This window comes from Paenibacillus sp. EKM211P (genome assembly GCF_011066175.1).
GTDB classification, from domain to species: Bacteria; Bacillota; Bacilli; order Paenibacillales; family Paenibacillaceae; genus Paenibacillus; species Paenibacillus polymyxa.
This window is the reverse complement of record NZ_JAAMNS010000001.1, coordinates 366,237-391,828: the sequence shown is the minus strand read 5'-3', so window position 1 is coordinate 391,828 and position 25,592 is coordinate 366,237. Positions and strand designations below refer to the sequence as shown.

26 protein-coding genes are annotated in these 25,592 nt (G+C 44.4%); 8 read left to right on the top strand and 18 right to left on the bottom strand.

What is annotated here, in order from left to right:
• Positions 1-55: 55 nt before the first annotated feature.
• Positions 56-2,374, top strand: a complete 2,319-nt coding sequence (metE, locus tag G9G57_RS01805; RefSeq protein WP_017428578.1) for a 5-methyltetrahydropteroyltriglutamate--homocysteine S-methyltransferase — start codon at positions 56-58, stop codon at positions 2,372-2,374.
• An 87-nt stretch (positions 2,375-2,461) separates the two neighbouring features.
• Here metE and G9G57_RS01800 read toward each other — a convergent pair whose 3' ends face one another.
• Complete coding sequence (locus G9G57_RS01800) at positions 2,462-2,995, bottom strand: DUF6985 domain-containing protein (RefSeq protein ID WP_016822769.1); 534 nt, start codon at positions 2,993-2,995, stop codon at positions 2,462-2,464.
• Positions 2,996-3,375: 380 nt separating this feature from the next.
• On the opposite strand from G9G57_RS01800, the gene G9G57_RS01795 reads away from it, so the two are divergent.
• From G9G57_RS01795 to G9G57_RS01775, 5 genes are all read left to right on the top strand, one after another.
• Positions 3,376-3,705 carry a PadR family transcriptional regulator gene (locus G9G57_RS01795; RefSeq protein ID WP_016822768.1) on the top strand — a complete coding sequence of 110 codons (330 nt, stop codon included), beginning with the start codon at positions 3,376-3,378 and terminating at the stop codon, positions 3,703-3,705.
• Entirely contained in the window at positions 3,698-4,249 is a 552-nt protein-coding gene (locus tag G9G57_RS01790) for a DUF1700 domain-containing protein (protein WP_017428577.1), read from the top strand. Before G9G57_RS01795 ends, G9G57_RS01790 begins: the two co-directional genes overlap by 8 nt.
• Before the next feature lie 4 nt (positions 4,250-4,253).
• Entirely contained in the window at positions 4,254-5,105 is an 852-nt protein-coding gene (locus G9G57_RS01785) for a DUF4097 family beta strand repeat-containing protein (RefSeq protein ID WP_017428576.1), read from the top strand.
• Positions 5,106-5,222: 117 nt separating this feature from the next.
• A complete protein-coding gene (locus tag G9G57_RS01780; protein ID WP_016822765.1) occupies positions 5,223-5,942 on the top strand; it encodes a 3-ketoacyl-ACP reductase in 720 nt (239 codons plus the stop codon).
• 185 nt (positions 5,943-6,127) lie between these two features.
• On the top strand, positions 6,128-6,565 hold the full coding sequence (locus G9G57_RS01775) for an AbrB/MazE/SpoVT family DNA-binding domain-containing protein (protein ID WP_013373561.1): 438 nt from the start codon (positions 6,128-6,130) through the stop codon (positions 6,563-6,565).
• Between the two features lie 69 nt (positions 6,566-6,634).
• Here G9G57_RS01775 and G9G57_RS01770 read toward each other — a convergent pair whose 3' ends face one another.
• Positions 6,635-7,093 carry a hypothetical protein gene (locus G9G57_RS01770; protein WP_017428611.1) on the bottom strand — a complete coding sequence of 153 codons (459 nt, stop codon included), beginning with the start codon at positions 7,091-7,093 and terminating at the stop codon, positions 6,635-6,637.
• Between the two features lie 121 nt (positions 7,094-7,214).
• On the opposite strand from G9G57_RS01770, the gene G9G57_RS01765 reads away from it, so the two are divergent.
• Positions 7,215-7,376: a hypothetical protein gene (locus tag G9G57_RS01765; protein WP_017428612.1), complete on the top strand. Its 162-nt coding sequence runs from the start codon at positions 7,215-7,217 to the stop codon at positions 7,374-7,376.
• A 24-nt stretch (positions 7,377-7,400) separates the two neighbouring features.
• Here G9G57_RS01765 and G9G57_RS01760 read toward each other — a convergent pair whose 3' ends face one another.
• From G9G57_RS01760 to G9G57_RS01710, 11 genes are all read right to left on the bottom strand, one after another.
• Positions 7,401-8,510: a nitric oxide synthase oxygenase gene (locus G9G57_RS01760; RefSeq protein ID WP_164964403.1), complete on the bottom strand. Its 1,110-nt coding sequence runs from the start codon at positions 8,508-8,510 to the stop codon at positions 7,401-7,403.
• A gap of 150 nt (positions 8,511-8,660) precedes the next feature.
• The gene (locus G9G57_RS01755) at positions 8,661-9,137 is read right to left on the bottom strand and encodes a Dps family protein (RefSeq protein ID WP_017428614.1); all 477 of its coding nucleotides are present in this window, start codon (positions 9,135-9,137) and stop codon (positions 8,661-8,663) included.
• Between the two features lie 355 nt (positions 9,138-9,492).
• Positions 9,493-11,214 (bottom strand): adenine deaminase C-terminal domain-containing protein, encoded by a 1,722-nt coding sequence (locus G9G57_RS01750; protein ID WP_017428615.1) that lies wholly within the window; start codon positions 11,212-11,214, stop codon positions 9,493-9,495.
• Between the two features lie 28 nt (positions 11,215-11,242).
• Positions 11,243-12,301 carry an ABC transporter ATP-binding protein gene (locus G9G57_RS01745; RefSeq protein WP_016822760.1) on the bottom strand — a complete coding sequence of 353 codons (1,059 nt, stop codon included), beginning with the start codon at positions 12,299-12,301 and terminating at the stop codon, positions 11,243-11,245.
• Positions 12,302-12,317: 16 nt separating this feature from the next.
• Complete coding sequence (locus G9G57_RS01740; RefSeq protein ID WP_013312456.1) at positions 12,318-13,106, bottom strand: ABC transporter permease; 789 nt, start codon at positions 13,104-13,106, stop codon at positions 12,318-12,320.
• A 6-nt stretch (positions 13,107-13,112) separates the two neighbouring features.
• Complete coding sequence (locus tag G9G57_RS01735; protein WP_019688892.1) at positions 13,113-13,934, bottom strand: ABC transporter permease; 822 nt, start codon at positions 13,932-13,934, stop codon at positions 13,113-13,115.
• A gap of 27 nt (positions 13,935-13,961) precedes the next feature.
• Entirely contained in the window at positions 13,962-14,891 is a 930-nt protein-coding gene (locus tag G9G57_RS01730) for a nucleoside hydrolase (protein ID WP_019688893.1), read from the bottom strand.
• A complete protein-coding gene (locus G9G57_RS01725; protein WP_016822757.1) occupies positions 14,891-15,964 on the bottom strand; it encodes an ABC transporter substrate-binding protein in 1,074 nt (357 codons plus the stop codon). Before G9G57_RS01725 ends, G9G57_RS01730 begins: the two co-directional genes overlap by 1 nt.
• Positions 15,965-16,138: 174 nt before the next feature.
• On the bottom strand, positions 16,139-16,483 hold the full coding sequence (locus G9G57_RS01720; RefSeq protein WP_013373571.1) for a hypothetical protein: 345 nt from the start codon (positions 16,481-16,483) through the stop codon (positions 16,139-16,141).
• Between the two features lie 492 nt (positions 16,484-16,975).
• Entirely contained in the window at positions 16,976-17,272 is a 297-nt protein-coding gene (locus tag G9G57_RS01715) for a WXG100 family type VII secretion target (protein ID WP_017428620.1), read from the bottom strand.
• Positions 17,273-17,311: 39 nt separating this feature from the next.
• Complete coding sequence (locus G9G57_RS01710; protein WP_038978173.1) at positions 17,312-18,772, bottom strand: lipase family protein; 1,461 nt, start codon at positions 18,770-18,772, stop codon at positions 17,312-17,314.
• 80 nt (positions 18,773-18,852) lie between these two features.
• Between G9G57_RS01710 and G9G57_RS01705 the strand changes: the two genes are divergently transcribed.
• On the top strand, positions 18,853-19,200 hold the full coding sequence (locus G9G57_RS01705; protein WP_016822754.1) for a hypothetical protein: 348 nt from the start codon (positions 18,853-18,855) through the stop codon (positions 19,198-19,200).
• A 251-nt stretch (positions 19,201-19,451) separates the two neighbouring features.
• On the opposite strand, the gene G9G57_RS01700 is transcribed toward G9G57_RS01705, so the two are convergent.
• Genes G9G57_RS01700 through G9G57_RS01680 form a run of 5 tightly spaced genes read right to left on the bottom strand, consistent with a single transcriptional unit; the run spans position 19,452 to position 25,570 of the window.
• Entirely contained in the window at positions 19,452-19,598 is a 147-nt protein-coding gene (locus G9G57_RS01700; RefSeq protein WP_016822753.1) for a hypothetical protein, read from the bottom strand.
• 28 nt (positions 19,599-19,626) lie between these two features.
• The gene (locus G9G57_RS01695; RefSeq protein ID WP_019688895.1) at positions 19,627-21,021 is read right to left on the bottom strand and encodes a hypothetical protein; all 1,395 of its coding nucleotides are present in this window, start codon (positions 21,019-21,021) and stop codon (positions 19,627-19,629) included.
• A gap of 21 nt (positions 21,022-21,042) precedes the next feature.
• Entirely contained in the window at positions 21,043-23,070 is a 2,028-nt protein-coding gene (locus G9G57_RS01690; RefSeq protein WP_019688896.1) for a hypothetical protein, read from the bottom strand.
• Positions 23,071-23,087: 17 nt separating this feature from the next.
• A complete protein-coding gene (locus tag G9G57_RS01685) occupies positions 23,088-24,155 on the bottom strand; it encodes a hypothetical protein (RefSeq protein ID WP_019688897.1) in 1,068 nt (355 codons plus the stop codon).
• Positions 24,156-24,196: 41 nt separating this feature from the next.
• A complete protein-coding gene (locus tag G9G57_RS01680; RefSeq protein WP_019688898.1) occupies positions 24,197-25,570 on the bottom strand; it encodes an N-acetylglucosaminidase in 1,374 nt (457 codons plus the stop codon).
• Positions 25,571-25,592 lie beyond the last annotated feature (22 nt).

Here is a 25,592-nt window from a genome sequence, read left to right as displayed (position 1 = left end):
AATGCCTTTTTTGGTACGTAAAAATAAACTGGCTACCACTTAGGAGGAAACCTACATGTCCATTAACGAACGATCTACATTGTCCGGTTTGACTAGCAGTAATCTGGGATATCCGCGTATCGGCGGGAACCGGGAATGGAAGAAAGCACTGGAGCGCTTCTGGCAGGGTAGTATTAACGAAAGTGAACTGCATAGTGAGATGAAAAGATTGCGTCTGGAGCATCTGAGCAAGCAACGTGACAAAGGGATTGATCGCATTCCTGTCGGAGACTTTTCCTATTACGATCATGTGCTGGATACATCTGTGATGTTCGGTCTCGTACCCGAACGGTTCAACTATCGTCCTACAGGTCCGGTTCCTCTGTCTGTGTATTTCGGGATGGCACGTGGGCAGAAGGGAGCTACCGCCAGCGAAATGACCAAATGGATGAATACCAATTACCACTACATCGTTCCCGAATTGGAAAATGCGGCTCCAGTGCTCACTGAAAATAAGCCCTTACTCGCTTATCGTGAAGCAAAGCAGGAGCTAGGTATTGACGGTAAACCGGTTCTCATCGGTCCCTACTCATTTGTTGTTTTATCCAAAGGCTATGATCGTAAGGATCTGGCCTCTATTATACGAACCTTCCTGCCTTTATACGCCCGAGTCCTGTCCGAACTAGCAGCAGAAGGCGTACAATGGGTCCAAATCGATGAACCTGTCCTGACCACCTCATTCCCAGTAGAGGATCTGGATATTATTCAGGAGGTCTATGAAGCTTTGACCCAAGCTGCTCCCTCCTTAAACATCATGCTGCAAACCTACTTTGGTAGCCTAGATCATTATGAGCGTCTGACTGAACTTCCAGTCCAGGGACTGGGTCTTGATTTTGTCTATGATGATGGCGAAAATCTCCAGCATATATCGCGACATGGCTTCCCCAAAGGGAAAACGCTGGGTGCTGGTGTCATTGATGGGCGCAATATATGGCGCAGCGACCTGAATGCCATGGCTGCGCTGTTGGGCCAGTTAGCAGAACAAATCAATGCAGAACAGCTTATCGTGCAGCCATCGTGCAGTCTGCTGCATGTGCCGGTCAGTCTGGAAGCAGAGCACAAGCTGGACCGAGAGCTGGTGCATGCCCTAGCCTTTGCCGATGAAAAGCTGGATGAAATCGCAGTCTTGACGGCTGCACTTGGTAAGCATGATCCATCCGCACTTGCCAAGCTTGAGCAAAGTGCGGAAGCGGTAGCCCGCTTCAACAGCTCAGCGGCAAGGGTACAGACAGCTGCCGATTTGGCCAACCTGTTGGCAAAGGAGCCACTATCACGCAGCGTTCCTTTCGCCGAGCGCCGTATAATTCAGCAAAATAGGCTGAAGTTGCCCCCACTGCCTACGACGACCATCGGCAGCTTCCCGCAAACTGCTGAGGTTCGCAAGGCCCGTCTGCACTATCGCAAAGGAGAATGGTCTGCCGAGCAATATCGGACATTCATCCAGCAGCAGATCAAGGAATGGATTGATATTCAAGAGGACATTGGCATAGATGTGCTTGTACATGGGGAGTTTGAACGGACCGACATGGTGGAGTTTTTTGGCGAAAAGCTGAAAGGCTTTGCTTTTACACAAAACGGATGGGTGCAATCCTACGGTTCCCGCTGTGTTAAACCGCCGATTATTTACGGAGATGTGTCGTTCGATCAACCAATGACTGTGGAAGAGGCGGCATTTGCCCAATCGTTAACCTCCAAACCAGTTAAAGGAATGCTTACAGGCCCTGTGACCATTTTGAACTGGTCCTTTGAACGCAATGATATTCCACGCAGGCAAGTTGCTTTGCAATTAGCTCTGGCATTACGGGCAGAGGTAGAGGCACTCGAACAAGCGGGTATTAGCATGATTCAGGTGGATGAACCCGCAATTCGCGAAGGGCTCCCGTTGAAAAAAGAACAACAGCAGGCCTATCTGGATTGGGCGGTTCAAGCCTTCCTTGTGACCACGGCCACTGTTGAACCTGCGACCCAAATCCATACACACATGTGCTATTCCGAATTCCAAGATATGATCCAGTCCATTTCAGACATGGATGCCGACGTGATTTCTATTGAAACCTCTCGTAGTCATGGTGAACTGATTGTTAGCTTTGAGGATCAGGTGTACGACAAAGGCATCGGTCTGGGCGTGTACGATATCCACAGCCCGCGCATTCCTGATGAATCAGAAATGCTAAGCATGATTCAGCGTGCCTTGCGCGTACTGCCAGCAGATTTGTTCTGGGTTAATCCAGACTGTGGGCTGAAAACCCGCACCAAGGAGGAATCTGTCGCCGCGTTGCGGCAAATGGTACAGGCGGCTCAAGCAGCCCGAGCCGTGCTGTCTGTATCCAACTAATATTTTTATCGTATCCAATCACGTTGTTATATCCATCATATCCTATTCCCTTTTCGGTCTTTCTATTAGAGACCGGAAGGGAGTTATTTATTCCAAGTCATATAATGTATATAAACCTTGAATATGCTCGATTTTTAGCTGCTTCAGATGTACGCCTAAGCCATGCTCTCGATCCCAGGAACAATTAAAATTCAAATATAGTTCATCCTTTTCCGATGAGTCGGAAATCAGTATAGATATAAGCTGCATTCGATCCAGCAATTGCTCTGGTCGCTCCACATAAGGCGCATATTCATTAGGGTCCTCTCCCCATAAGCTGTATGCCTTCCGATACTTTTCCACGATGTCTACATAATGATGGTATATGGACTCCAATACTTGAGGATGGATCGCTGACGAACATGCCATATACTTCTCCCATGTCTTTCTCTGAGGTTCCGTAGGTTCTTCTATAGCCTGTGCCTGTTCTTCAGAGTCGGCTCCCACGATAAATTCGACTTCTACCTCCGACGGATGCCCGCAAAAATCAAGATGTACCACACCACGCAGTACAACCTCCTCCGACACATCCCAAGTCTCATCATCCTGTTCCAATTCCCTATACCAGTGCTTCCAGTCCATCCTTTATCCACCTCTTTATAATAGGTAATCTTTAGCTCTATTGAACACTTTACAATCTATCATTTTAATGAATGAAATTAAAGTAACATTCTGTGGGTGTTTCCAGCCAGAAATCGAGGAATTTCCAAATAAAACTACTTTATTCTACAAGATTTGCTATTCGTGTAAGCCTTCAAGAAAGAAAACCGGCCCATTTTGACCCGAAGATTTTATTATTAAAAATTTAGTACCTTGCATTAATCAGTACATGATGTTAAATTATACCTGACTACTGATTTATAATTAGTACCCGTGACAAATTATGCACAAACACACGTTTCTTCCCCTTATTCCGAACGACACCTATGAATTATGATTACATCAGGAAGGGAGCATCGCTCGTGAATGTGAACATCCAATTCAAAAAAGGGGTACTGGAACTATGCGTTCTAGTTCTAATTGGACGTAGAGACCGCTATGGCTACGAATTGGCTCAAGCCGTCTCCCGTCATATCGAAGTAGCAGAGGGAGCCCTATATCCACTGCTTCGCCGTCTGGTATCCGAGGGATACTGCACGACGTATTTACAGGAATCGACCGAGGGCCCGCCCCGTAAATATTACCGGCTGACCGATACCGGCAGCCATTATACAAGATTACTTACACGGGAATGGAATGATTTTGTCCATCATGTCGCAAGCCTACTGAAGGAAGGAGATCCTGATGAATAGAAAACAGTTTCTTACAGAGGTGGAGCAGCGCCTATCTCCTCTCCCTGCAGAGGTACGCCATGAGTTGCTTAGTGATTTGAGCCAGCATTTTGACTACGGCTTGGCCAATGGAAAAAGCGAAACTGAAATTGCCCATGAGTTGGGGAACCCAGAGGATATTGCCCGAGAAGCATTGGATGTTCCCAATGTAGGCTGGAACGCTTCCCCTCCACTTCGCCAAGGAAGCTTCGCACGCAATCTTTTTACTTTCTTAGGGCTGCTGTTTCTCAACTTGTTGATCTCCATCCCGATTCTAGCTACCCTATGGGCGGTATGGGCTTCATTAACCGCAGTGGCGGTCAGTTTCGTTGCAGCCCCTCTACTCGCCGTCACTGATTATGCGCTCAACAGCACCTTTTACCCGACCAAATTCTTCTTCTCCATCACGTTAACAGGTATGGGGCTATTGCTGCTGCCTGGGGTACGTTATCTCCTACTCCTTATGGTAAAGGGCACAGTGCGATACTGGAAATGGAATCAGACTACCCTGAGGGGAGCTTACTAACAACATGAATAAAATGTGGTTTATTGCAGCTGGATTGTGCATTGTCATCGGTGTAGCCGGAATGGTGGTCTACGGTGCTCCATGGAATCAACAAGTAATGAAAGAAACAACAGCTATAAATAAAAAATGGACATTCACACGTGGTCAGCTTCAAAACCTGAAAGTGGACAGTTCTGATGATGTTTCTATTTTGTTCACTCCTGGCTCTGGCGACCAAGGTACGATACGCATCAGCGGAGAAGTTCAGACAAAAGTAGCCGACCAGATTCATAATGCCCGAATTGAGAACGGTAAGCTTACCATTCAATCGAAGCCGGCCCCTTCCTTGTCATTCCTTTCGTTTACCCCTGATTTGGATCAAACGATTACTGTAGAGATGCCTGCTGGGGAAACACTAGCTGATCTGCAGGTAGATACACATTCAGGAAATGTAAAACTTCAAGATGCCTCCGTGGAGAATACTTCTATTACTGCTACCTCAGGCACTGCCGAGATTACAAACCTCCGAAGTACCCACCTGATCGCAAATCTAACATCCGGTAACTTTATAGCCAATCAGCTTACAGCAGATATGGAGCTAAAGCTTACTTCAGGAGATGTCACCATCCGCGATTATAGCGGTAACGGCCTTCTATCCCTAACCTCAGGGGAATCTAATATTACGCAACGCACCGTATCCAACTTGGAAGTGAATTCTGATTCCGGTGATGTAAATATTAAGCAGGCTCTCGATTTTAAAGGTGTCTATAATGTCCACTCTGACTCTGGAAGCATAAACACTCCCGAATCTGTTCCCGGCGCCGCGAGCGTGATCAAGGTCGAAACCACTTCAGGGGATATTGATATTTCCAAATAGGAGGCTACTACATAATGTCTCATCAGGCGAAGTTTGGTTCAAGGGGTTTAACCTAGTATAATGTAACCATGTGCTCAGATGCACAACCACGTTATATAGTGATAAGGAGGAGACTGGATGGAACTTAAAAACAAAACAGCCATTATTACAGGAGCCAGCAAAGGAATTGGTAAGGCAATTGCCGAGACCTTGGCCAAGGAAGGCGTTAATCTGGGGTTAATCTCACGCACATTGACCGACCTACAAAAGCTGCAGGATTCACTGGGGAGTACATACGGTGTGAAAGTGGTGAGTGCTGTTGCAGATATATCGGATCGTACACAGGCCGCTGCTGCTGTAGCTTCACTGGAGCATGAGCTGGGTGCCGTCGATATTTTGATCAACAATGCAGGCATCGCCACCTTCGGCACAGTCGCAGATATGGACCCCGAAGAGTGGGAACGTATTATTCGCGTAAACCTGATGGGAACCTATTATGTTACACACGCCGCTCTTCCAAGCATGCTGGCGCAACAGAGCGGAAATATTATTAACATTTCCTCCACAGCAGGGGAACGAGGTTTTGCAACAGGCTCGGCATATTGCGCATCCAAATTTGCTTTGATGGGCTTCACGGAAGCACTGATGCAGGAAGTTCGCAAATCCAATATTCGGGTAACCGCGCTGACTCCAAGCACGGTCAATACAGAATTGGCGGTAAATGCGGGATTGAATATTGGTGACGAGGACCGCATGCTTCAGCCGCAGGATTTGGCCGATCTGACATTAGCTGCATTGAAGCTGCCGCCACGGGTTCAATTAAAAGTAGCCGGCATTTGGACAACCAACCCACAGTAATTCGACATGACATCTTAGATTCATTGGCTGCACCAAGCTCCGGCAGACGTAATTGTTCGTCATGCCGGAGCTTTTTTTAGGATAGCTATACCAAAACAAACTGTAATATAAGCGCTTTGTACTTCCAGCATACATAACATACAATTCCAGCAACCATAAGCGCATTCCAAGAAAGGGGAAAAATGATGAAGAATACAGGAATGACACGACCACTAGACCATTTGGGACGCATTGTGCTACCCAAAGAACTGCGCACCTCTATGAATATTAATATTGGAGATGCTCTCGATTTTTTTATTACACCAGAGGGACTGATGATTCGCAAGTATACGGGGGTTTCTTGTTATTTTTGTGGTGCCGTTGATCATTTAAGCTATTTCAGAGATCATCTGATATGCAAGAGTTGTATTGAGAACCTGAAGAGCGATAATCCCTCCAGTCATTTGAGTGAAGCACGTCCTGTCCAGCCGAAGAAAAGAAGGAGCTACAGAAATCAGAATGAGCTCCTGAATAAACTTAAGCAGCTCATGGAGGAATACCCTAATGTCTCTCAAAAAGAATTAGCCGAAATGCTGGAATTGTCTCAAGGTCGCGTCTCACAGCTTAAAAAGCTGCTCCTTTGAATCTATCCGTTCACCTCGTTTGTTAAAAATAATAAAAAAAGAGCCTGTCGGCTCTGGAATCATTCATTATTACGCAATGTCAGACCGCTCCATAATCGGGACTCGATAGGCAAGCAGGGACTCGTCTATTACGGCAGAAATAAACGATGCTTCTATTTCAGGCACCAGTCTAAGCGCATAGTTCCATGCGTTTTCCTCAATTTGCAGCGCAAGCCGTTGCCGGGTCCCGATCATGTTCTCTTGCTCCATCGCATCGGAGAGACCCTCTAATTCAGTATCGGCGGCGTGCCCGATCTCATGCGCAAGCACAACCGTAAAATACTCCTCAACTCGATCCGCGCTGCCGAACATCTGTAAACATTGTGTTTCAATAACATCCGTATACATGGTAATGGCGTGAGCATGCATAGCATATTTGCCCCCAATCAGCCGTCCACCAGGAAAACGTTTCTCCAGCTTCACTGTTACGCCTATAGCAGCCCGTTCCAAAAGCTCAGCGACAATGCGCTCTGCCTGATTTCTCTCCAACTTAGCTTCGCTCCTCAAACCAAGATATATAAAGTTATATTTACGATATAACTTATGAAATTATAAATGTACTCATACAATACACAGTACGATATTATACCTTTTTACAAAGGAGAATACCATGCCAGAAGATTATTATTTAGGCTGGGGAACACTTGCCCTTATTAATGCCGGCTTGGCACAGTCCAAAAATCGGAGCAGACTTAACTGGTTTGCGCTCTCACTACTTATAGGGCCGATCGCGACCCTATTGATCGTTGTCGGGGATAAACCGGATTCCTGATCCAGCAATTAGTCTCCCGTTAGGTTAACCAGAATGAAAAGGACAACCTTGCGGCTTTTCCTGAACTCCAAAATTCGGCTTCACAAGCCGATTATCGTAAGAACTATGAAAAATATGTGTGGTTGCTGGGGATAATGGTGGAATCAACCACGTCCAATTACCTGTCAGTGCGCGGCCAGCCTTGGCTTCCCGTTCCTCAAACAACTTAAATTGGGCCGCTGCGGTATGATGGTCAACAATGCTGACCCCCGCTTTTTTAAAAGAATGCAGCACAGCAATGTTCAACTCCACTAGCGCCCGATCACGCCAAAGCGTTGTTTCACTCGTCGTATCCAGCCCCATCAGTTTGGCCACCTGTGGCAACATATTATAACGGAAGGTATCCGCAAAATTACGGGCACCGATTTCTGTCCCCATATACCAGCCGTTAAACGGAGCTGCTGTATAGATGATACCGCCAATCTCCAGTGTCATATCCGAAATCATAGGCACAGCATACCAGCGCAATCCAAGAGTGGCTATACAAGAGAGTTCTGGATGCTCAATAGGCACCTCCATCACCAAATGTTCAGGAATATCAAAGAGCTCGGGAGGCTGACCCCCCGCTTCCACAACCAGCGGCAATACATCAAAAGCAGTCATCGCTCCTTGCCACCCCATATCCCTACAAGCATTGGTGAAATCCACCGAGATTGGATCCCCGATGACCCCTTGAGCCGTTTCATATCCAGCGTAACGAATGAGTTGATGGTTCCAAATACGAATATTCGGCTGTCCCGGCTGGGAGGCGCGAAATACAGTAAGCGTTGGCTTAATTTTACCGCCGTTCGTTCCTATACGGATATGCTCCAGTAGCTCGTGAACTACTTGCGTCGCATCTGACGCTCCACGTGCATCCCTGACCAATAGCTTGTCCCAAAACAATCGACCGATACAACGATTGCTATTCCGCCAAGCCATAAGTGCCCCGTGTTCCAGCTCTTCGTAAGTATGATCGTATGTTCCAGTAGTCTCTATGTCGTGACGAATATGAAGAAGCCGGGCTTCCGCATCATCGCGGCTTCGACCCAGCTCCTCATAACATGTATATATAAACTGCTCCGCTTCATGCAAAAGCTGTTGTTTCACTTCCATAACCTACACCCCATCCCGGCAGCTCACTTCCTTATGAGCCTGTGGTCTTCCATGCTTCTTTGTCATTATACTCCAGTAGCAGGCCGGAACCAACGGGATGTATATCTTGTTCACCTGATCTCCATATCCGTGGAAAACACTCCCAGAAACTTATCCCAGATATGCGCTAAGCATCCAGATATGTTTATCCATTTCTTCTCTCAAGCCATTCAGAAGATCCTCTGTCGCTTTGTCCTGTGCCGCTTCTGCTGCTTCCATACCATTAGCCAGTTCAACAGTAATCGTTTTAAAATCGGCTACAACGGACTTCACCATATCTTCAGCTGTCTGCTCGCCTGCGGACTCCTGAATAGCTGACAGTTGCAAATGCTCCTTCAAGGTCGCAGCAGGACGGCCGCCAATAGCCAACAAACGTTCAGCAATCGTATCTAGATTAGCTGTTGCTTCATTGTAAAGCTCCTCGAATTTAGCATGCAGTGTGAAGAATTTAGGTCCTTTTACATACCAGTGGAAATAATGCAGTTTTGTGTACAATACAGACCAAGTAGCCACGTGTCGGTTCAATGCCTTGTGCAGTTCTTGAATTGCCTCTTGTGTAGGTGCGTTCGTATGATTTAATGTACTCATGTGTAAAATCCCCTCTCGTTATGATTCATAGTATAGTTGAGTGATGCTTGATACTCGCTAGCAGTAGTGTCTGATTTTCTTCTAAATCCCATGCGTAAAACTAAAAAATAATTAGCAATTAATTTAGACTTAATCTAAATCCTGTTTTAATTATAACACTATGTTAGTGTTTTTCAAGCACTTTATTAGAGTTTAATCATGAAGATTATGTGAAGTTGCCAATTGATTAATATTCATCAAGTACTCCCAACGCATCATAAATAGGTTACAACAATAAGCCTCTACAAGATGTTAATTTTGTCTGCCTGAATAATGAAAAGAGCCGACCCGCAATGGATCAGCTCTACTTTTATTCTTATATTTCAGAAGGTTCCACGATTAAGGATACAACTTTGCCTGCATTTACATCAATCAAGCCGTGATCGGTAATTTTCAAAGCCGGGCTGACTGGCAAAGAATGAGTACTGAGCGACATGATTGGATTGTAATGGCGATAGCCCAGCGACAGTAAGGCTGAACGCAGTTCCTTCACATGGGCAGCAACCATTTCTAGCGGTCCTTCTGTTAAAATTCCGCCCACCGTTAACGGTAAATGGGACAGCACCTTGCCATTTTCAACTACGCAAAAGCCCCCTTGGCTGGATAAAACCGTATTCGCGGCCAATATCATATCTTGCTTGTTATGCCCCACGACCAACAAGTTATGGTTATCGTGCGAATAGGTGGTTGCCACTGCCCCGCGTTTAATCGTATCTCCCCCGATCAAACCGTAAGCACGGTTGCCGTTCTTGCCATACCGCTCAAACGTAGCAATGAGTCCATGTTCACCATGTTCCCATACCAGTTCACCCTGCTCTACTTGTGCAGGTGCAATCCGTTCGCTTGTAAAAGTAGATCCATCCTTGACCATCATAATACGGCATGGATGTGCGCCATCAGCTACATCCAACTTTACAGTAAAGTCCTGCTCCGTAAGCGGATTGAGCTTCACACTTTGATAAAAGTGGGCGGGAAAGCAACTTTTTACCGGTGCCTGATGGTATTCCTCGAATTTATCGAATACCTTGAGTCCGTCCTTATAGACTTGCTCTACATCAAATTGCTCCAGATCCGATAGCAGCACGAAGTCGGCTATTTTCCCTGGCGCAATGGTCCCGCGGTCATGCATACGCATCCGGGCAGCAGGAGTATACGTCGCTGCATAAATCGCATCCTCAGGCTTCATTCCCATCCCGATCGCTTTACTTACGATGTGGTTCAGATGCCCTCGCTCTACGAAAGAGTCCGGCATCACATCATCCGTTACGAAGCAAAAATGTTGTGCCACGTCTTCCTGAATGAGATAGTCCATCACCTCAGGGGTCATGGATTTTTCCTGGATCTCAATAAACATCCCGGCGGCCATTCTGGCCTTCATACCCTCAATGCTTTGGTGGGTATGGTCTGAGCCTATTCCTGCATAGATCAACTGATGCAGATCCAGATCAAGCAACTGCGGCGTATGGCCTTCAATGATCAGCTCTGGGTAGTGCTCACGAACGTGGCGTAAGATGCGGTTCGTCTTGCTCTCCGGATCACGAATGACATCCACATAATTCATAATTTCACCCAGACAGATCATCTCACCTGTTTGCAACAAAGCATCAATTTCAGGGATGTCAATTTCACCCCCTGAGGTTTCCAAAGGCGTCGCTGGAACAGAGCTAGGAATCCCGTAAAACATATCAGCCACGCAATCTTTGCTGGCCTCCATCATTTCCTGAATGCCTTCCAGTCCGAAAACATTCGCCATTTCGTGCGGTTCTGGTACAATCGTCGTGACCCCATTGCGAATGAGTCCATAGGAAAAGGTTGCTGGTGTCACCATTGTGCTTTCGATATGCAGATGGATGTCGATTAGGCCGGGAATCATATATTTCCCGTGCCCCTCCACAATTTCAGCAGCCTCAAAAGACTCCAGACCGCGCTGACCGATATACATAAACTTGCCGTCAAGTATAGCCACATTGCCTTCCTCGAACGTCTTGTAGTAACTGTTATACACCTTAACTTGTAAAATCATTTTGTCTGCACGCATGATGTATCTCCTTCATCGAACCCGCTGATTATTGGACCAGCACCATTTTGTCTGCCGGAAAATGCAGGGTAACCCGTTGACCACTCAAGTAAGGCGTATCCATTTCCTGATTAGCCGTAAAGTTTCCTTTCGCTGTCTCTACCACATACTGATAGCTGCGTCCTAGGTACGTACTTACCTTAATGACACCGGGAAGCTCATTTTCTCCTGTCTCGTTGCCTTCAGTTCGAATGACCAAATCATCCGGGCGAATAGCGCCTTGGCGAGCACCCGGTTGGACTGTACCCTGATTACGCACTACGCTAAACGAAAGGTCGCTTGTATTCAATCGAATACGTTCCCCTTCTTCAGTGCGCTCGTCAAAGCTTAGAAAATTATTAAACCCAATAAAGCGGGCGACAAATTCGGTCGTCGGATATTTAAAAATGGTCGATGGAGCATCTAATTGCTCGATGTTCCCCTTATTCATAATCGCAACCTGGTCAGAAATCGAAAAACATTCCTCCTGATCGTGCGATACATATACGGTAGTGATGCCCAGTTCCTGTTGAATACGGCGGATTTCTACGCGCATATTCACACGCAGGTTAGCATCTAAGTTACTCAGAGGTTCATCAAACAACAGCAGATCGGGTTCAATTACAAGCGCTCGTGCAATCGCCACACGTTGACGCTGCCCGCCTGATAATTCGCCGGGGAAACGTTTTTCAAATCCCCCCAGGCTCACCGTATCCAGCATAGTCATAACGCGTCGTTTTACATCATCTTCTTTTACTTTACGCAAGCGTAAACCAAAGGCTACATTATCAAAAACTGACAAATGCGGGAAAAGCGCATAACTTTGAAATACAAAACCGAAGTTCCGTTTATTCACTGGAACCCGGGTATAATCCTTATCACCAAACAAAAATGTTCCTTGTTTAGCTTCGAGAAATCCTGCAATAAGACGAAGTGTAGTCGTTTTGCCACAACCACTCGGTCCGAGCAACGAGAGCAATTGCCCCCGTTCGAGCTGCAAATCGAAATCCTGCAAGATCAGTTGGTTGTCATAAGCGACCGAAACGCGATCCAGAGTAAGCAGTGCCATAAGGTTGAAGCCTCCATTACCTTTTAGTGAAGTAAGACAATCCCATCAGTCGTTCAATCAAGAACATCAGGATACCCGTTAAAATCATCAGCATAACCGAGATCGCTGCAATCGTCGGGTCAAAGTAATTCTCGACGTAAGTCAGCATTTGAATAGGCAGGGTGCTGAAGCCCGGTCCTGTCATAAAGACGGAAATGTCGACATTGTTGAATGATTCCAGAAAGGCAATCAGGATAGCCGCAATAATACCTGAGCGGATGTTGGGTAGAACCACCTTGAAAAAGGTTTCCAGCCGTCCAGCTCCCAAACTAAGCGCTGCTTCCTCAATCGCAAAATCAAAGTTAGACAAACTGGATGCAATGACTCTAATAATGAACGGCAGCATAATCACCGTATGCCCGATCAAAAGTCCAGCGTATACCGGTAAATGGTACACAATGATCAAATAACGCAGCAGTGTAAAACCAAGCACAATACCTGGTATAAGTAACGGGGAAAGGAACAAGGCATTCAGCGCATCCTTCCCGCGAAAGGAAAACCGACTAAGTGCATAAGCGGCTGGCATACCGATTAACAACGCCAAGATATTGCCCAGCAGAGAGACGACAATCGACGTTTTGAACGTAGACATAAACAAATCCACTTCAAAAATATTTTCATACCAGCGCAAGGAAAAGCCCTGCGGAGGAAATTTTAATACCGTGCCCGGCTCGAAAGAAGTGACCGATATGATCAACAGCGGACCGAGCAGAAAGATGAAGACCAGCAGGCTAAAGAAGCCTAGTCCGTAATGTTTCTCCCGCATATCCACCTACCCCTTCGGATTGAGTTTATGGGCCGCCTTATTTAAGAGACCGACCACGATAAATGTAATAGCAATCATAATTGTTGCGATAACAGAGGCTAAAAACCAGTCGTTAAGCGTCATCGCATTTTGATACAAAAATGTAGCGATAACCCGCTGTTTTCCTCCCAGCAGTGCTGGGGTCGTATAAGCGGTCAGGCTGCCCACGAAAACAAGAATGCTTCCAATGATCAGACCCGGAACAGACAGCGGGAATACAATTTTACAGAATGCGCTGAATCTGGAAGCTCCAAGACTCTGAGCAGCATGGACAAGATCACCGTCGATATTTTCAAGCACACCAATTAGTGAAATAATCATCAGCGGCAAAAACAAATGGACCAGACCAATAATCATCGCTGCCGGGGTGTATAAAATATTCAGCGGCTCATCCACGAGTCCTAAACTCATTAGCACGTTGTTTAATAACCCCTTGCGACCCAAAATGACCATCCAGCTGAATGATCGCACCACCGGACTAGTCAACAAGGGGAAGATAGCCAGCGCCAGCAAAATCCCTTTACGACGCGGGGCCTTTCGTGAAATATAGTAAGCCGTCGGAAAACCGAGCAATACGCATACGAGAGTCGTTACGACACTGACCTCCAGCGTAGTCAGCAATATTTTCAGAAAATAAGGGTCCTTGAAGAAATGGAGATAGCCTTCTAAGGTGAATGAGCTGTTCTGTACGAAGGTCGAACCGATCGTCAACACAATCGGAATGACCATGAACACCGCCAGAAAGAGCAAACCTGGCAGCAGCAGCCAATACAAGTATGTTTTCTTCATGGGTAGCTCCTTGCGGTTATCAAAATGTTATTCCTTGTTCAGCACCTGGATAAACAGTTCCAGAAAAGCTTCGCTGTCCACCTGTTCGCACACAGTCATATTGGGACTATGATTGAGGCGGTTCTGCACATCGCCTACCGTCTGTCCGTCACATATGCGACTGGAGGTTTCCACGTCGACATATAACAGCGTCGTATCAACTATCCTCGAATTCAATGCCACACCTACGGCAAGCGGGTCATGAAGCGCACACGCTTTTACGCCGTTGCGTTCTTCATAACGCTTAGTATACACGGCCGTGCTTTCAGCTACATAATTACGAATCTCTGGACGGGTCAGACGAGCAATATGATCGGCAGTCAGCAGCGCCTTCCGTGTTACATCCAGCCCCACTTGTATCAATCGACCAAATCCTGCGTGAAATACGATCCGTGCGGCTTCAGGATCAGCGTACATGTTATACTCCGCTACAGGTGTGATATTACCGCATCCGTGAATAACGCCGCCCATAAAAATGACCTCATGGACGTGATCCGTCAGATCGGGACACTTCAGCAGCGCCAACGCCAGATTGGTGAGCGGTCCGGTGCAAACCAGCGTTACTTCCCCCGAGTGAGCCATCACAGTCTCAATGATGATATCCGGTGCGAAACCTTCGGATGCAGAGATGGCTGGGACTATTCCACTCAATGCGCCTCCGATGCCGTCTTCTCCATGAACACGGTGCTCGTGCAGACCTTTGCGTATTAATGGAGCCTCTGCCCCCCGATAGACCGGAATATCCGGTCTATCCAGCAGGTTGAGGATTTTGCATGTATTCAGTGTTGCTTGTTTAAGTGAAACATTACCGCATACTGTAGTAATCGCTTGGATATCCAGCTGACCACTTTTGGCCGCAAGTAAAATACCCAACGCATCATCAATGCCTGTATCTACATCTAATATGATCTTTTTCATTATTGTGCAACTTCCCGGTTCCAGCGATCTGTCCATGCCTTGATATGATCGTTAACGAATTTCATATCCAGCTTGGTCAGCTTATTCACTACATCTGCACCGTACGTAATTCCCTCTGTATCCGCACCAGACAGTACCACCTGTGTGTTCACCGGAGAATCAACCTTTGCTTTGGCGGATTTTTCTTGAACTTCCTTGCTCAGCTGCCAGTTGATGAACTCCTCAGCCAGCTCCTTCTGGTCAGACCCTTTTACTACATTAACTGTGTTCATTACTGCGTAGGCACCCTCGTTAGGAGCCACAAATTTCGCCCCTGGCACAGCTGCCTGCAAATCTTTGAAGTACATTTCCATAATCGGACCGCCCGCAATTTCCTGCTGGCTAAACATGTTTACGAACTCAGACGTTTTACTATAAAACTTAACAATATTCGGACTCAGCTCTTTCAGTTTCCCAAAGGCTTGGTCTTCATTAAATTCCTTGCTGCCCGCTACCTTGGAGGCCGCATCCACCATCATCGGCCCAGCCGTTGCCGTAATATTCGGCAGAGTCACGTTTCCTTTGAATTCAGTGCCCCACAGATCAGCCCAGGAATTCACATCTTTTTTCACCAGCTCCGGATTATAGGCAATACCGAGGCGTCCAACTGTATAAGCAGGTCCATATTCCTCACCCAGCGGTGCTTTGGCAATATCATAAATTTGGTTCAAGTTCGGCACTTTACTGCGATCCAACTTCTCGAATAGCCCTTGTTGAATCCCCTGTTGGGCATAATAATCAGACAGATAAATCAGATCGACATCCGTGCTGCCTTGACTGATTTTGTTCAATCGCTCCGCATTATTTCCGATTTCTACAACAATATCAACGTTATGCTCCTTTTCAAAAGGCGCGTACACTTCTTTATTAAAAAAGTCCTCGGAGAAGCCCCATGTGGAAATAACTAGTTTCTTTTTCCCATCAGCTGAGCCATCTTTTCCATCTGCCTGACCACCAGTAGCATTGCTGCCGCAACCTGCCAGTACCACAGATGCCAAGGTCACAGCCATAAATCCTTTAAACCACTTTTTCATATGAAACTCCCCCTGTTTTTTATTCTGCACACCTTATGACACAAAAAAGAAAAGTACTCTTGTAAAACAAGAATACTTTTCTTCGTAAACAAAGAATAAGTTGATCCCGCTGCGCGTTATAACAGGTTCTCCCCTCAGATAGATCCGAAGCGAAAAGCCGAATATCCAATTTTATTAGGATTCTTTCAGTATGATGTTCGTAATGGCCCACTGCGTTGCTGAATCATAATCGCGCAGTAAAGCTTCTATATCGAGCTCCATATCCTCAATCAGCTTCTCGCGAAGTCTCTTCTTGTACAGCATGGACATTCGGAAATCCACTTCCAGCTTCAAGCCGGGGGCTTCCACTTCCAATGCCGCCGAGCGTGGAGAACGCCGGTGCTTCGCTACAAAGGTAACAATGTTGTTCTCAACGGTGGCCCGCAACAGCGTGGTCCCGAAGCCGAACAGTTCCTTTGAAACTTCATTGTAAATCTGGCACATCCGCTTCTTGCTTTCGTTACTGTCGAGCAGCGTCATGAACCCACCCTCATCAGCATATTACGTACAATCAATCTTTCAACACGATAGATTATACATAAATATACGATAAATAGCAAACTAAAATCCCTGATTCAATAGTATACATCGCGAAAAAGCGAACAATATGTCGAACTTTGTAGCTTTAGAACATTTTTACACTTACCGATTTCAAAAATCTCGGTTTAGATCCATCCTACCAAAGGACCGATAACAACGAAAGGAAATAAGTAGCTATTTCCATTGATCATATGAAACTTACATTAACTGTAGTGAGCATAACAATGCTTCAATAATAATAGCAACTTCAAGCTACAGACTCCAAAGATGCTATTTTCGCATTTCGGGAGATATTTTTTCTTCTACTATATATGTATTTTTTATGTACACACCATTAAACCGTACCCCGCAGAAGTCCCCTAGCGATAGTACGGTTCTTTTAAGTTATGTAGCTGGCACAACAACATAAAGTTAGCTATGATATACGCCTAATCACCATTGTGCTGCTCGTTTGCGCTTTTCTTCCCGCCGATCAGCTTCTTCCATTTTGCGAATATAACGTTTCAACTGCTCTTTATGCTCATCCAACTCGTGTATCCGTAATGTGGTTCCTTGGAGGAACGCCTCCATTTTGCGTGTTAATTCAGCAGCTGATTCACCCCGCCAGTCTTGCAGACGACTATATATAGTTTTCATCTGTTGCTCCTGATGCTGAAGTCTTTGCTTTAGCTGCTCGCACTGCTGTACAGCCCTCCGCAGATCCCCCAGGCTCAAAGATATTCTGCTCATCTCTTTCGCCTCCCGTTGTGTTCTTCCAGCTGCTCTTTCTTATTGATCCACCATCGTAAATTCCTGACCCTTGCGATCGATGTACTCTGCTATCTCTGTAATCGATTCCTGATACCAGCGATTAATTCGATCCAGTGTCGCCGTAGCACTATGCGCAAGCGGGGTCAAAGACTGACTTTCACTTGTTCCGATATGAGCCTGAAATAACTGAATGGACGCACGGGTATCACTAGAAAATCCATGCAAGCTAGAGCGCATCTGATTAGCCGCATGCTTTAGCTCTTCAGGTGTTAATTGAATTGTACCCCCATTTTTGTTGCCTACAAAATAAGCTCCACCATTAGCGCGGCCATTTTGTTGGCCTGCTCCCATCAAATTCACACCTAGGGCATTAGCAGCAAACTGACCGAAGGCACCCAGTTGTCCACCGTAGCGTTCGACCAAATCGCCCATGACTTGCTTGAGCTCTGCCTGCGCAGCCAGCATTTGCTCGTACGCTTGGACCCGCGGATTTCCTTCTACCAATTGTCCATCCATGGTGTACAGCGGATTGCTAATATTGCCATTTTCATCAAATGTGAAATGATCCATGCTATGCGTTGCTTCACCCAATACCGAATTATAGAACTTGGTAATTGCATCTTGCTGCATCATGGGCAACGTAATTGGGACATAAACAATGGGAGTCCATTTGGGTCCCAAAAAAAAGTTGGCCCATTTATTTTCTCTTTCGACTGGTAATGAAACAGGAACAGTGATTTTGGCTGCATTAGCTGTCTTATAATCATTGTCTATAAAGTAGGTTGCACCCACATGTGGCTGTGCATCATTAACTCCCGAACCAATAGTATCTTTCGGGTTGACATAAGCGACATTCGTCTTTCGAAAATCGCCATTTTCTACCTTCTTTTGAAGATCATCCGGTAATAGATGTACAATGCTTGGTGGATTATAACTGACGGATGTCAGTCCATTCCGCACCGCCACATATTCTGCCTCCGCTCCTCCTAAAGAATGGCCTGTGGTCGTTATCTCAGCAGAAGGATACTCTTTTTTTACAACATCATATAGATTTTGAGCTTGTGTAAATTGATTATTCTGATACTTTTCCTCATATTGAAGAAATGCAGTTTGCACTTGTGGTGGGAGTTTAGCCACCTCTTCCTTATTATTTTCATAATAATGATGGACTTCTTCCAACGTTTTTGCGCGTCCTCCGACGACATCGCTGATGTCCGTCCCCCAGTCCATCGCCACGCTCCACTTGGGCCGATCTGGAGGTTCTGTCCCCCTATAACCGATGATCACCTGATTGGTTTTTTCGTTATGGAATACCGTCGCATCGAATCCAGAACCGTTTGTGTCATGCAGCATAGCACCTTCAGGTTCAACAATCTTCCAGTCAGGAAGAATTCTGCTCTTAGCATCTTTAGCAGTCAAATCCCGGTCATACACTCTATCTGCAATGGTCCAATATGTTTTGTCGTTAATGTAGGTCAAGTTATTCCCACCTTGTCTATTGTGTAAATATATTATAGAGTTATGAAAAAAGGTGATTACCAGAAAAGGAGAATTGTAACTTGAACAGAAAAATCCAACTGATTCTGGCACTTATTTTAATTATTATGTATTTAGGAGGTTGTTCCAGCTTGTCCGACAAAGAGAAAAAAGAATTAGTAGACGTCGCCACTCCGATCGGCGTGGAATTTATTAAAGAACACTATAATGCTGATTTCATACTAAAAGATTATGTTGTGGACGATCCGGCTATCCACTCAAGAATATATCTGTATGGGTACATTAAAGGTCACGAAGACAGCAAAATTACTATTTATTACAGTTATAAAACCAAAGAAGTAATCGACGTCTCTGGGCCAGATTGGTTTATCGACAGCGAAGTTCCCAAATACAAGACCCCTTCTTCCTGAGAAGGGCTATTATAAATGTTAACGTCTAATTTTTCCCAAATTAAGAAGTAGTATAATTATAGTGCATCCTATTTACGAGTGATATAGTCGAGAGGAAAAATAAGTATAAAGTCATTGAATTCAGTATTTCTGGTCATAGTACATAGCTTGGGCGGAATAGGTCTTTGTAACTGTATGTTAGGTGAAAGTTGCACAGATGAACATAGAAATAAGGCTCCTAAGGAGCCTTGTTTACTCGTTGCCTGACACATTTACCGTTTTTCACTTTGAGCGAGAGGCTGATTTATATAAATAAAAGGATATTCGCCTTTGCTTATTTTACGTTTCCATTCTTGAACCATATCTTCCTGGGTCGGCGTTTTCTCATTCACGATTGCTCCTGTAGTTACTTTAGCCATGCTTTTCCCCCTCCCTTGGTGGTTTTATTTACTGCGTCTTTATCTTTTCTCCAGTCATTTTGATGTTTCCGTCCATTTCGACCAAACTCGTTTTACATTTTAAACCAATGGCATCTTTGGCTGTGACTTGTATGGTGTTACCCGCATTGAGTACTAGGTTTCCATCAGCCTTAACACGGATGTCCTTTTTACTCCGCAATTCGATGCCGTGGTCATCTAGCAGTCGAATCACTACTTCATCGTCGTTCCCCGTGATTAAAATTTCATTTTTCTCAAATATAATGGCTTTGCGGTACTTGGTCATAAAGATCTTCGTGGACGGGTCCTTAATAAAGTCGCCCCCTTTGGATCTCTTGCGGATTGAATGAGTTACGATGGCGTCCTTTTCTTTAGCGGTCGGAAAGTAAATGTCTACAAAGTCAAACAACTCCGGCATACAGTACCATCCTGTATTTCCTTCCGATGTATAAAATGTAGCCGTTGGAAACGCGTAGGTTTCCTTTACGTTCGGCTTGACCTTGTCCATTTCGTAAAAGAAAACCTTCACATGATCCTGCTCGATTCCAATGACCTTGGACTTCAACGAGATGCCACGAATGCTCTCATTTACAATCAAATCCTGCTTCATTCCATCCGCTGTAGTCAGCACATACTCATGCCACAAAGCACTATGACGTATAAACGCCACAGACTGCAGGACGTATAAAGTTTTCCCTTTAAATTTAACCTCAGCCCCAATTTGCAGTAGGACATCTTTGGCTCCTGTCGTTTGCACTTTATAATACAAAAGGTTGTCGTCCTTGCCGGAACCTGGTTTGGTTTTTCTGGTCATGGAGTAGTTATACTGTTTCAGCTCGCCTTGATTCGCACCATCCGGTAATCCAAAATAAAACTGAGGTTTTTCTCCAATCGGATCAGGTATCAGTCCCCAACCGAGTCGAGACGCTATACGCTTCAAAAACGACCAGTCTGTTTCGTCGAATTGCATCGTAAATTCCTGTAAAAGCTGATCTTTTAAGCGGCTCGTACAATTGGATTTGGGATAGGATTTGAGCACATGCTCGAGCAATACTTGCAGCTTCATCTTTACATTTTGAAAAGTTTGTCTATGAAGCACTTCATCCAGATGGCTTGTATAGGATAGAGCTTCGACGACCAAATGGGCTACATTGGACACCAACTTGATTCTAAACTGCGCGACTAATCCTCGAAATAATACAATCTGTTTATGATCATCATTCACATAAGATACAACTAACTTCGCCCCTGCTTCCATATGATCTGTATATTCTTCCATTTGGGCACCCGTTAACACACCTGTCAAAAAGACTTTCACATGCTCATTCATTTTCTGTACAACTTTAACTTTCGGGTTTTTAAGAGATAAAACCGTCCCGTTATACTTGATGATTGGATATCCCATGTTACCGCTCCCTTTTATCGGTTAATTTACGTTTATCCGTTGTTTGCTTACATATTGAACGACATCTTGAATGGTTTGATTATGTCCCTGATCGTTAAGAGTCTCATCTAATGCAGGGATCGTGGTAAAGGTTTTATTTGTTTTCTGAAAATAAATATCCGCTATAGGGAATTCATCAACTCTACCAGGCCCATGAATCCCGTTGTCAACATCGGCAATGATGATAACATCCTTCAATCCATCCTTATTCACATCCTTGAAGGCCACTGCTTCTACTCCTCCGTAACGTGCAACCCACTCACGGTTCCCGTAGAAATTGGGGAATGGATATAGAATATGTCCTTGGTCATCCAGTAGGAAGAAAAAGAATTTACGAAAACCTTCTGGATACCCATATGTGGATACAAAACGTACTTTTCCAAAGCCTTCGAGAGTAGTTTGAAAAGACTGCGACTCTTCAATTTCATATTGGTCGGTATCCAATTTTTCACCGCCAACTGTGGAAACAGACTGATCCTCAACAGAACTTAGCTCACTCCATAGTTCTTTATTCTGCCTGATATTCTCTGGAATTTGTGCAAAATGAATTTCATACTCCGCATGGTCCCCTACTACATGAGCCATAGGTACACTCATCCCCAACGAATCATTTGTGAGATAACTAAACGATTCCATTTCTACTTCCGCAAGCGAACCTTTGGTTACATCTGCGTTTGCTAACAATTGCACCAAATCATCTTTTGTGAAATCACCGATTAATCCTTGTTGCTCCGGCTGAACAGCTGTAATCTTCCCGCTTTTTATAAGCTCAACAAAAGGTTTCTCGACTTTTACCAAATCCCTCAATCCTATCCTTGAAGCCTGCTTCATATCCAGGTTCGTCGTATAAAACATATGAGTAGGATAGGCTGCGTCCTTCACATAACGAATACCCTTATATTGAACGCTCAAGAATCGTTCACTTTGTCGTTTGATCTCATAATCAATTTCGACATGAACTCCAGAATTGGAATCCGCATAGTTTTGTAACCCTTCTAAAGCATCAGTCTTAAGAATTTGGTTTAAAGATTTTTGCTTTGCAATATCCTTGAGTTTTGTAATTTGAGGGTATTTAATCACGATCCCATTTTTTGAATACTTCTCTCGAGTGAGCTCATAGCTTTGCGGTTCACCATGAGTATTCGAGGCGATGCTATATTCGGAATCAATACGGACTTCTCCACTTTTGGAGAACTCAATGATAAGGTTTTGTTCAGAATCATCACTGTTTATTAAGAAACCATCGCCGTGGTCTAAAACCTCGATACTCATGCTATCATGTTGTCGATTCTCGATAATAATAGGCTCATTCGTATCCTTGTTCAGTTCCCACGCATCCGGGAGCTTTATCTTACCTACATCTATACTTTTCTGCGTCCACTTTTGTCCAGACAACTCCCACAAATCAATAAATACGGGGTCTGGATGATATATGGAAACATGTCCCCCTAAACACAACTGTATTCCTTGGTCTGAATCTCGAACCACAAAGTCTGTAGTCAATTCTGGCCCGCCATCCTCAATGATCTGGGCGTGTACAAGTTGCTTCGAACTCCACCACTGAATAAATGTGTATTTATCTCCGATCGTACCTGTCAGCGTTTTAGGTGCTCTATAATTCATAACCCTAACGTTTAGCTGCCCACTTTTTAACTGAAACGATTTTGTTAAGATAGTGAGATTGTTATCGAATTTTTCTACTAATTCTCCATCCTTCATCTCTACACTTTCTGGCTCGTTTAACAACAAATTAAGTTCCTGTGTGAACTCCTCAAGCTTGTTTTGTCTGATATCAGAATCCTTATTCTCATCGTTGACTATACGAAGTTTTTGAACTAACACATCCAACATTTTTGAATAAGAAATCGTTTTAACGTCATTTTGGAGAGAAAGTGTATGATTTGTTTCTGTTGCTGGAGAATCCTGTCCCTTCATGCATCCATTCAGCACTACACAGGAAATGAGTAATAACAGCACGTAACAAATTCGCACATACTTCAAGTAACTCATGCTGGAGATCACGCTTTCTACAATTTATCGTTCATCTCTATATTCATAATCTTCCACATGCCTGACTGCTTTTCTAACGTAAATACAAGTCCTTGGTTTGATTCCTCTTCTTCTGAGCTACTCTTTACCAAAAACACCCGCTGATTAGCCTCATAAGCAATCTCTTTTACATTCAAGTCTAATCCTGTATAGTCCATAGCGGAAAAATCTATGATACTTTCAAAATTATTTTTTGGACTTGCTGACAAAGCAATAAATTCCGCCATTTCAGGCAAGTGTATAAAGAAGCGATTCCTAAGATAATGATCCTCCAAATAATTTTGAATAATGTCTTTGGGATCCGTGGGATATACAAATTTTTTATTCTTATTTTCATATAGTACTTTTGTTTTTTCGGGTCCGGTACTGTCGAATTTTTGATAAGTTATTATTGTATGTTTCTGAGTATCCTGAAAACGGTAGTAACTCACATCCTCAAAAACACCATCTTTATTAATGTCCTCTAGCTTCCTGCTCCCTTGCCCTGTTGCTTCTGGATAATTGTAATTCAGGTTGCTAATTCGGTTATGGTCTACAGTAAATATAGAGAATCCTTCGGCCTCATCCACTTCGCTAGTGGAATATACAACTATAAATTTTTGTTCTGTTTGATCCAGCTTCATAATTTTCATGTCTGTATTAAGATGTGCAACCATAACTGGGTCCTCTAATTTACCAATGATGTGATAGCCATCATCCTCCCGGACTACAAATATGTTGTCAATCCCCCCTTTTTCTAATCCAAAAGCAAGCACATATTCCGGCTTTCCATCACGGTCCAAATCTTCTTTTAATACTTTTTGAAGCTGCTCATTTGGGGGTTGAATTTTTTTTATAAACTGATCTAAGGTGTTAGAATCTTGCACATTAGTTTTCCTAGTATCCTCCACAGTAACTTTACTAGTACCTTCCGTTATCTCAGGACTAACAACAGTTGATGTAGATGGTTTAGGAGCGATATTTTTTACCTCAGCCTCTTTATTCACACCACAACCACTAAGAATTAAAACAACTAAAACGAGTGCAAATAACTTATCACTAATCACACTTTCCCTTCTTTCAAAATGCCTATTTTATACTAGCTTGATTACCTTGATGAAGCCTGTGTAGGTTCAGGACAAGCCGTTGCAGGCATATTCTTATATACGGGTATTCTAAAAGTAAGAGGTGCATCTACGGTTTTAAGACCCTTGGAAAAGCGATCCGATTTTACATAAGCATCCATAATATTCGTGGCATACTGCTTACTAACAGTTCCGTTACTCCTAAAGGAATTTACATTCCACTTTAAGCTATAAAGCGTATCTTGCCCTGTTTTAATATAATTCCTATAAATCCATTTACCTCCGCCAATTATTGCACTATCGACAGAATTCCAATTCTCTGACTTAGCTTTTTTTGCACCATTTTTGAGCGCACTCCCATCGTTTGCGCCAATGCCATACATATTGTACCATCCGATATATCCCGGAACCTGTCCCTTACCTAAAGTTGAAGTTCCGCCTCCTGATTCAACCATAGCTTTTGCTGCTAAAAATACTGCACTCGCTTCATTGCCACCTGCCTTTAAGAATACATCCCCTTTATTAGCCAAGCTCTTGCTTAGCACTTTATTAACAGCTTCTTTATTTTGGGTGTTCTTATCATACTTTCCCGACAAAAATTGAAATACACGAGACTCAGTCAAAAAATTACGCGGGTCTAAAAAATATGAAACTGCCTTAGGAGAAGCAGCGTTATATCCTCTATCATATTTGAACTTAGGGTCTCTCCAAGACGGTGAATATCCATATTTGTCTACTTCCGTACACACCAGTCCATTTTTCATTTCTGCCTTGAGAAAACTATTAAAATCTACATTTGTTTCTTCTGCTATAAAGCGCCAAGAAGGATGCTGCTTGTGTAATTTTAATAGAGCTGGCCTGTATGATTCCGGAAATTTAGCAAGCTCAGCTTCAAAGCTATCATTTCCTGATTTATCAGGAGGTGCTTGTTCAGTTTTAGAACCATCCTTTGATTTATTGGTAACTGGTTCTTTTGGTGGCTCTTTAATACTAGTATCAATCAGCCCCAACTTCTCTCGAATGGCTCGTCCCGCCTTCTCAGCAGCTAACTTTTCCCTGATATTCCCGCTTGCCTCTGCAGTCATCCAGCGGATTGTTTCTTTTTTCATTTCCTCTTGAGCCCACTTGGGGAATGTGGCCATTTCACGTAATTTGCTTCGCAGCCCCTCTGCTAGCTTTTGCGCTTTACGCATGCCTACCTCATCACCGTTGGCTTGAGCGATGTACCAGTCCTCTTTGTATTTACGCAGCCAGGACTGGGCCCATTCGGGGTAATTCAGTTTCTGTTTCTTCTGTTCTGCCACCAGATCAAAAGCCTGTGCTTTTCTGCGTGCATTAGCGGTTGTTAAAGCTTTCAACATAGGGGTTGCACCAAACGTTGGCTCTTTCCATTTCATAGGCTATCTCCCTTTTGTAAGA

What these genes read in the sequence shown, in the direction of transcription:
- G9G57_RS01680 (WP_019688898.1), bottom strand. Translation starts at nt 25,570, where the DNA reads ATGAAATGGAAAGAGCCAACGTTTGGTGCAACCCCTATGTTGAAAGCT.
- G9G57_RS01760 (WP_164964403.1), bottom strand. Translation starts at nt 8,510, where the DNA reads ATGGAAGTGAAACAACAGCTTTTGCATGAAGCGGAGCAGTTTATATAT.
- G9G57_RS01785 (WP_017428576.1), top strand. Translation starts at nt 4,254, where the DNA reads ATGAATAAAATGTGGTTTATTGCAGCTGGATTGTGCATTGTCATCGGT.
- G9G57_RS01715 (WP_017428620.1), bottom strand. Translation starts at nt 17,272, where the DNA reads ATGAGCAGAATATCTTTGAGCCTGGGGGATCTGCGGAGGGCTGTACAG.
- G9G57_RS01740 (WP_013312456.1), bottom strand. Translation starts at nt 13,106, where the DNA reads ATGCGGGAGAAACATTACGGACTAGGCTTCTTTAGCCTGCTGGTCTTC.
- G9G57_RS01720 (WP_013373571.1), bottom strand. Translation starts at nt 16,483, where the DNA reads ATGACGCTGCTCGACAGTAACGAAAGCAAGAAGCGGATGTGCCAGATT.
- G9G57_RS01745 (WP_016822760.1), bottom strand. Translation starts at nt 12,301, where the DNA reads ATGGCACTGCTTACTCTGGATCGCGTTTCGGTCGCTTATGACAACCAA.
- G9G57_RS01730 (WP_019688893.1), bottom strand. Translation starts at nt 14,891, where the DNA reads ATGAAAAAGATCATATTAGATGTAGATACAGGCATTGATGATGCGTTG.
- G9G57_RS01750 (WP_017428615.1), bottom strand. Translation starts at nt 11,214, where the DNA reads ATGCGTGCAGACAAAATGATTTTACAAGTTAAGGTGTATAACAGTTAC.
- G9G57_RS01695 (WP_019688895.1), bottom strand. Translation starts at nt 21,021, where the DNA reads ATGGGATATCCAATCATCAAGTATAACGGGACGGTTTTATCTCTTAAA.
- G9G57_RS01765 (WP_017428612.1), top strand. Translation starts at nt 7,215, where the DNA reads ATGCCAGAAGATTATTATTTAGGCTGGGGAACACTTGCCCTTATTAAT.
- G9G57_RS01800 (WP_016822769.1), bottom strand. Translation starts at nt 2,995, where the DNA reads ATGGACTGGAAGCACTGGTATAGGGAATTGGAACAGGATGATGAGACT.
- metE (WP_017428578.1), top strand. Translation starts at nt 56, where the DNA reads ATGTCCATTAACGAACGATCTACATTGTCCGGTTTGACTAGCAGTAAT.
- G9G57_RS01735 (WP_019688892.1), bottom strand. Translation starts at nt 13,934, where the DNA reads ATGAAGAAAACATACTTGTATTGGCTGCTGCTGCCAGGTTTGCTCTTT.
- G9G57_RS01775 (WP_013373561.1), top strand. Translation starts at nt 6,128, where the DNA reads ATGAAGAATACAGGAATGACACGACCACTAGACCATTTGGGACGCATT.
- G9G57_RS01790 (WP_017428577.1), top strand. Translation starts at nt 3,698, where the DNA reads ATGAATAGAAAACAGTTTCTTACAGAGGTGGAGCAGCGCCTATCTCCT.
- G9G57_RS01690 (WP_019688896.1), bottom strand. Translation starts at nt 23,070, where the DNA reads ATGAGTTACTTGAAGTATGTGCGAATTTGTTACGTGCTGTTATTACTC.
- G9G57_RS01725 (WP_016822757.1), bottom strand. Translation starts at nt 15,964, where the DNA reads ATGAAAAAGTGGTTTAAAGGATTTATGGCTGTGACCTTGGCATCTGTG.
- G9G57_RS01700 (WP_016822753.1), bottom strand. Translation starts at nt 19,598, where the DNA reads ATGGCTAAAGTAACTACAGGAGCAATCGTGAATGAGAAAACGCCGACC.
- G9G57_RS01755 (WP_017428614.1), bottom strand. Translation starts at nt 9,137, where the DNA reads ATGAGTACATTAAATCATACGAACGCACCTACACAAGAGGCAATTCAA.
- G9G57_RS01780 (WP_016822765.1), top strand. Translation starts at nt 5,223, where the DNA reads ATGGAACTTAAAAACAAAACAGCCATTATTACAGGAGCCAGCAAAGGA.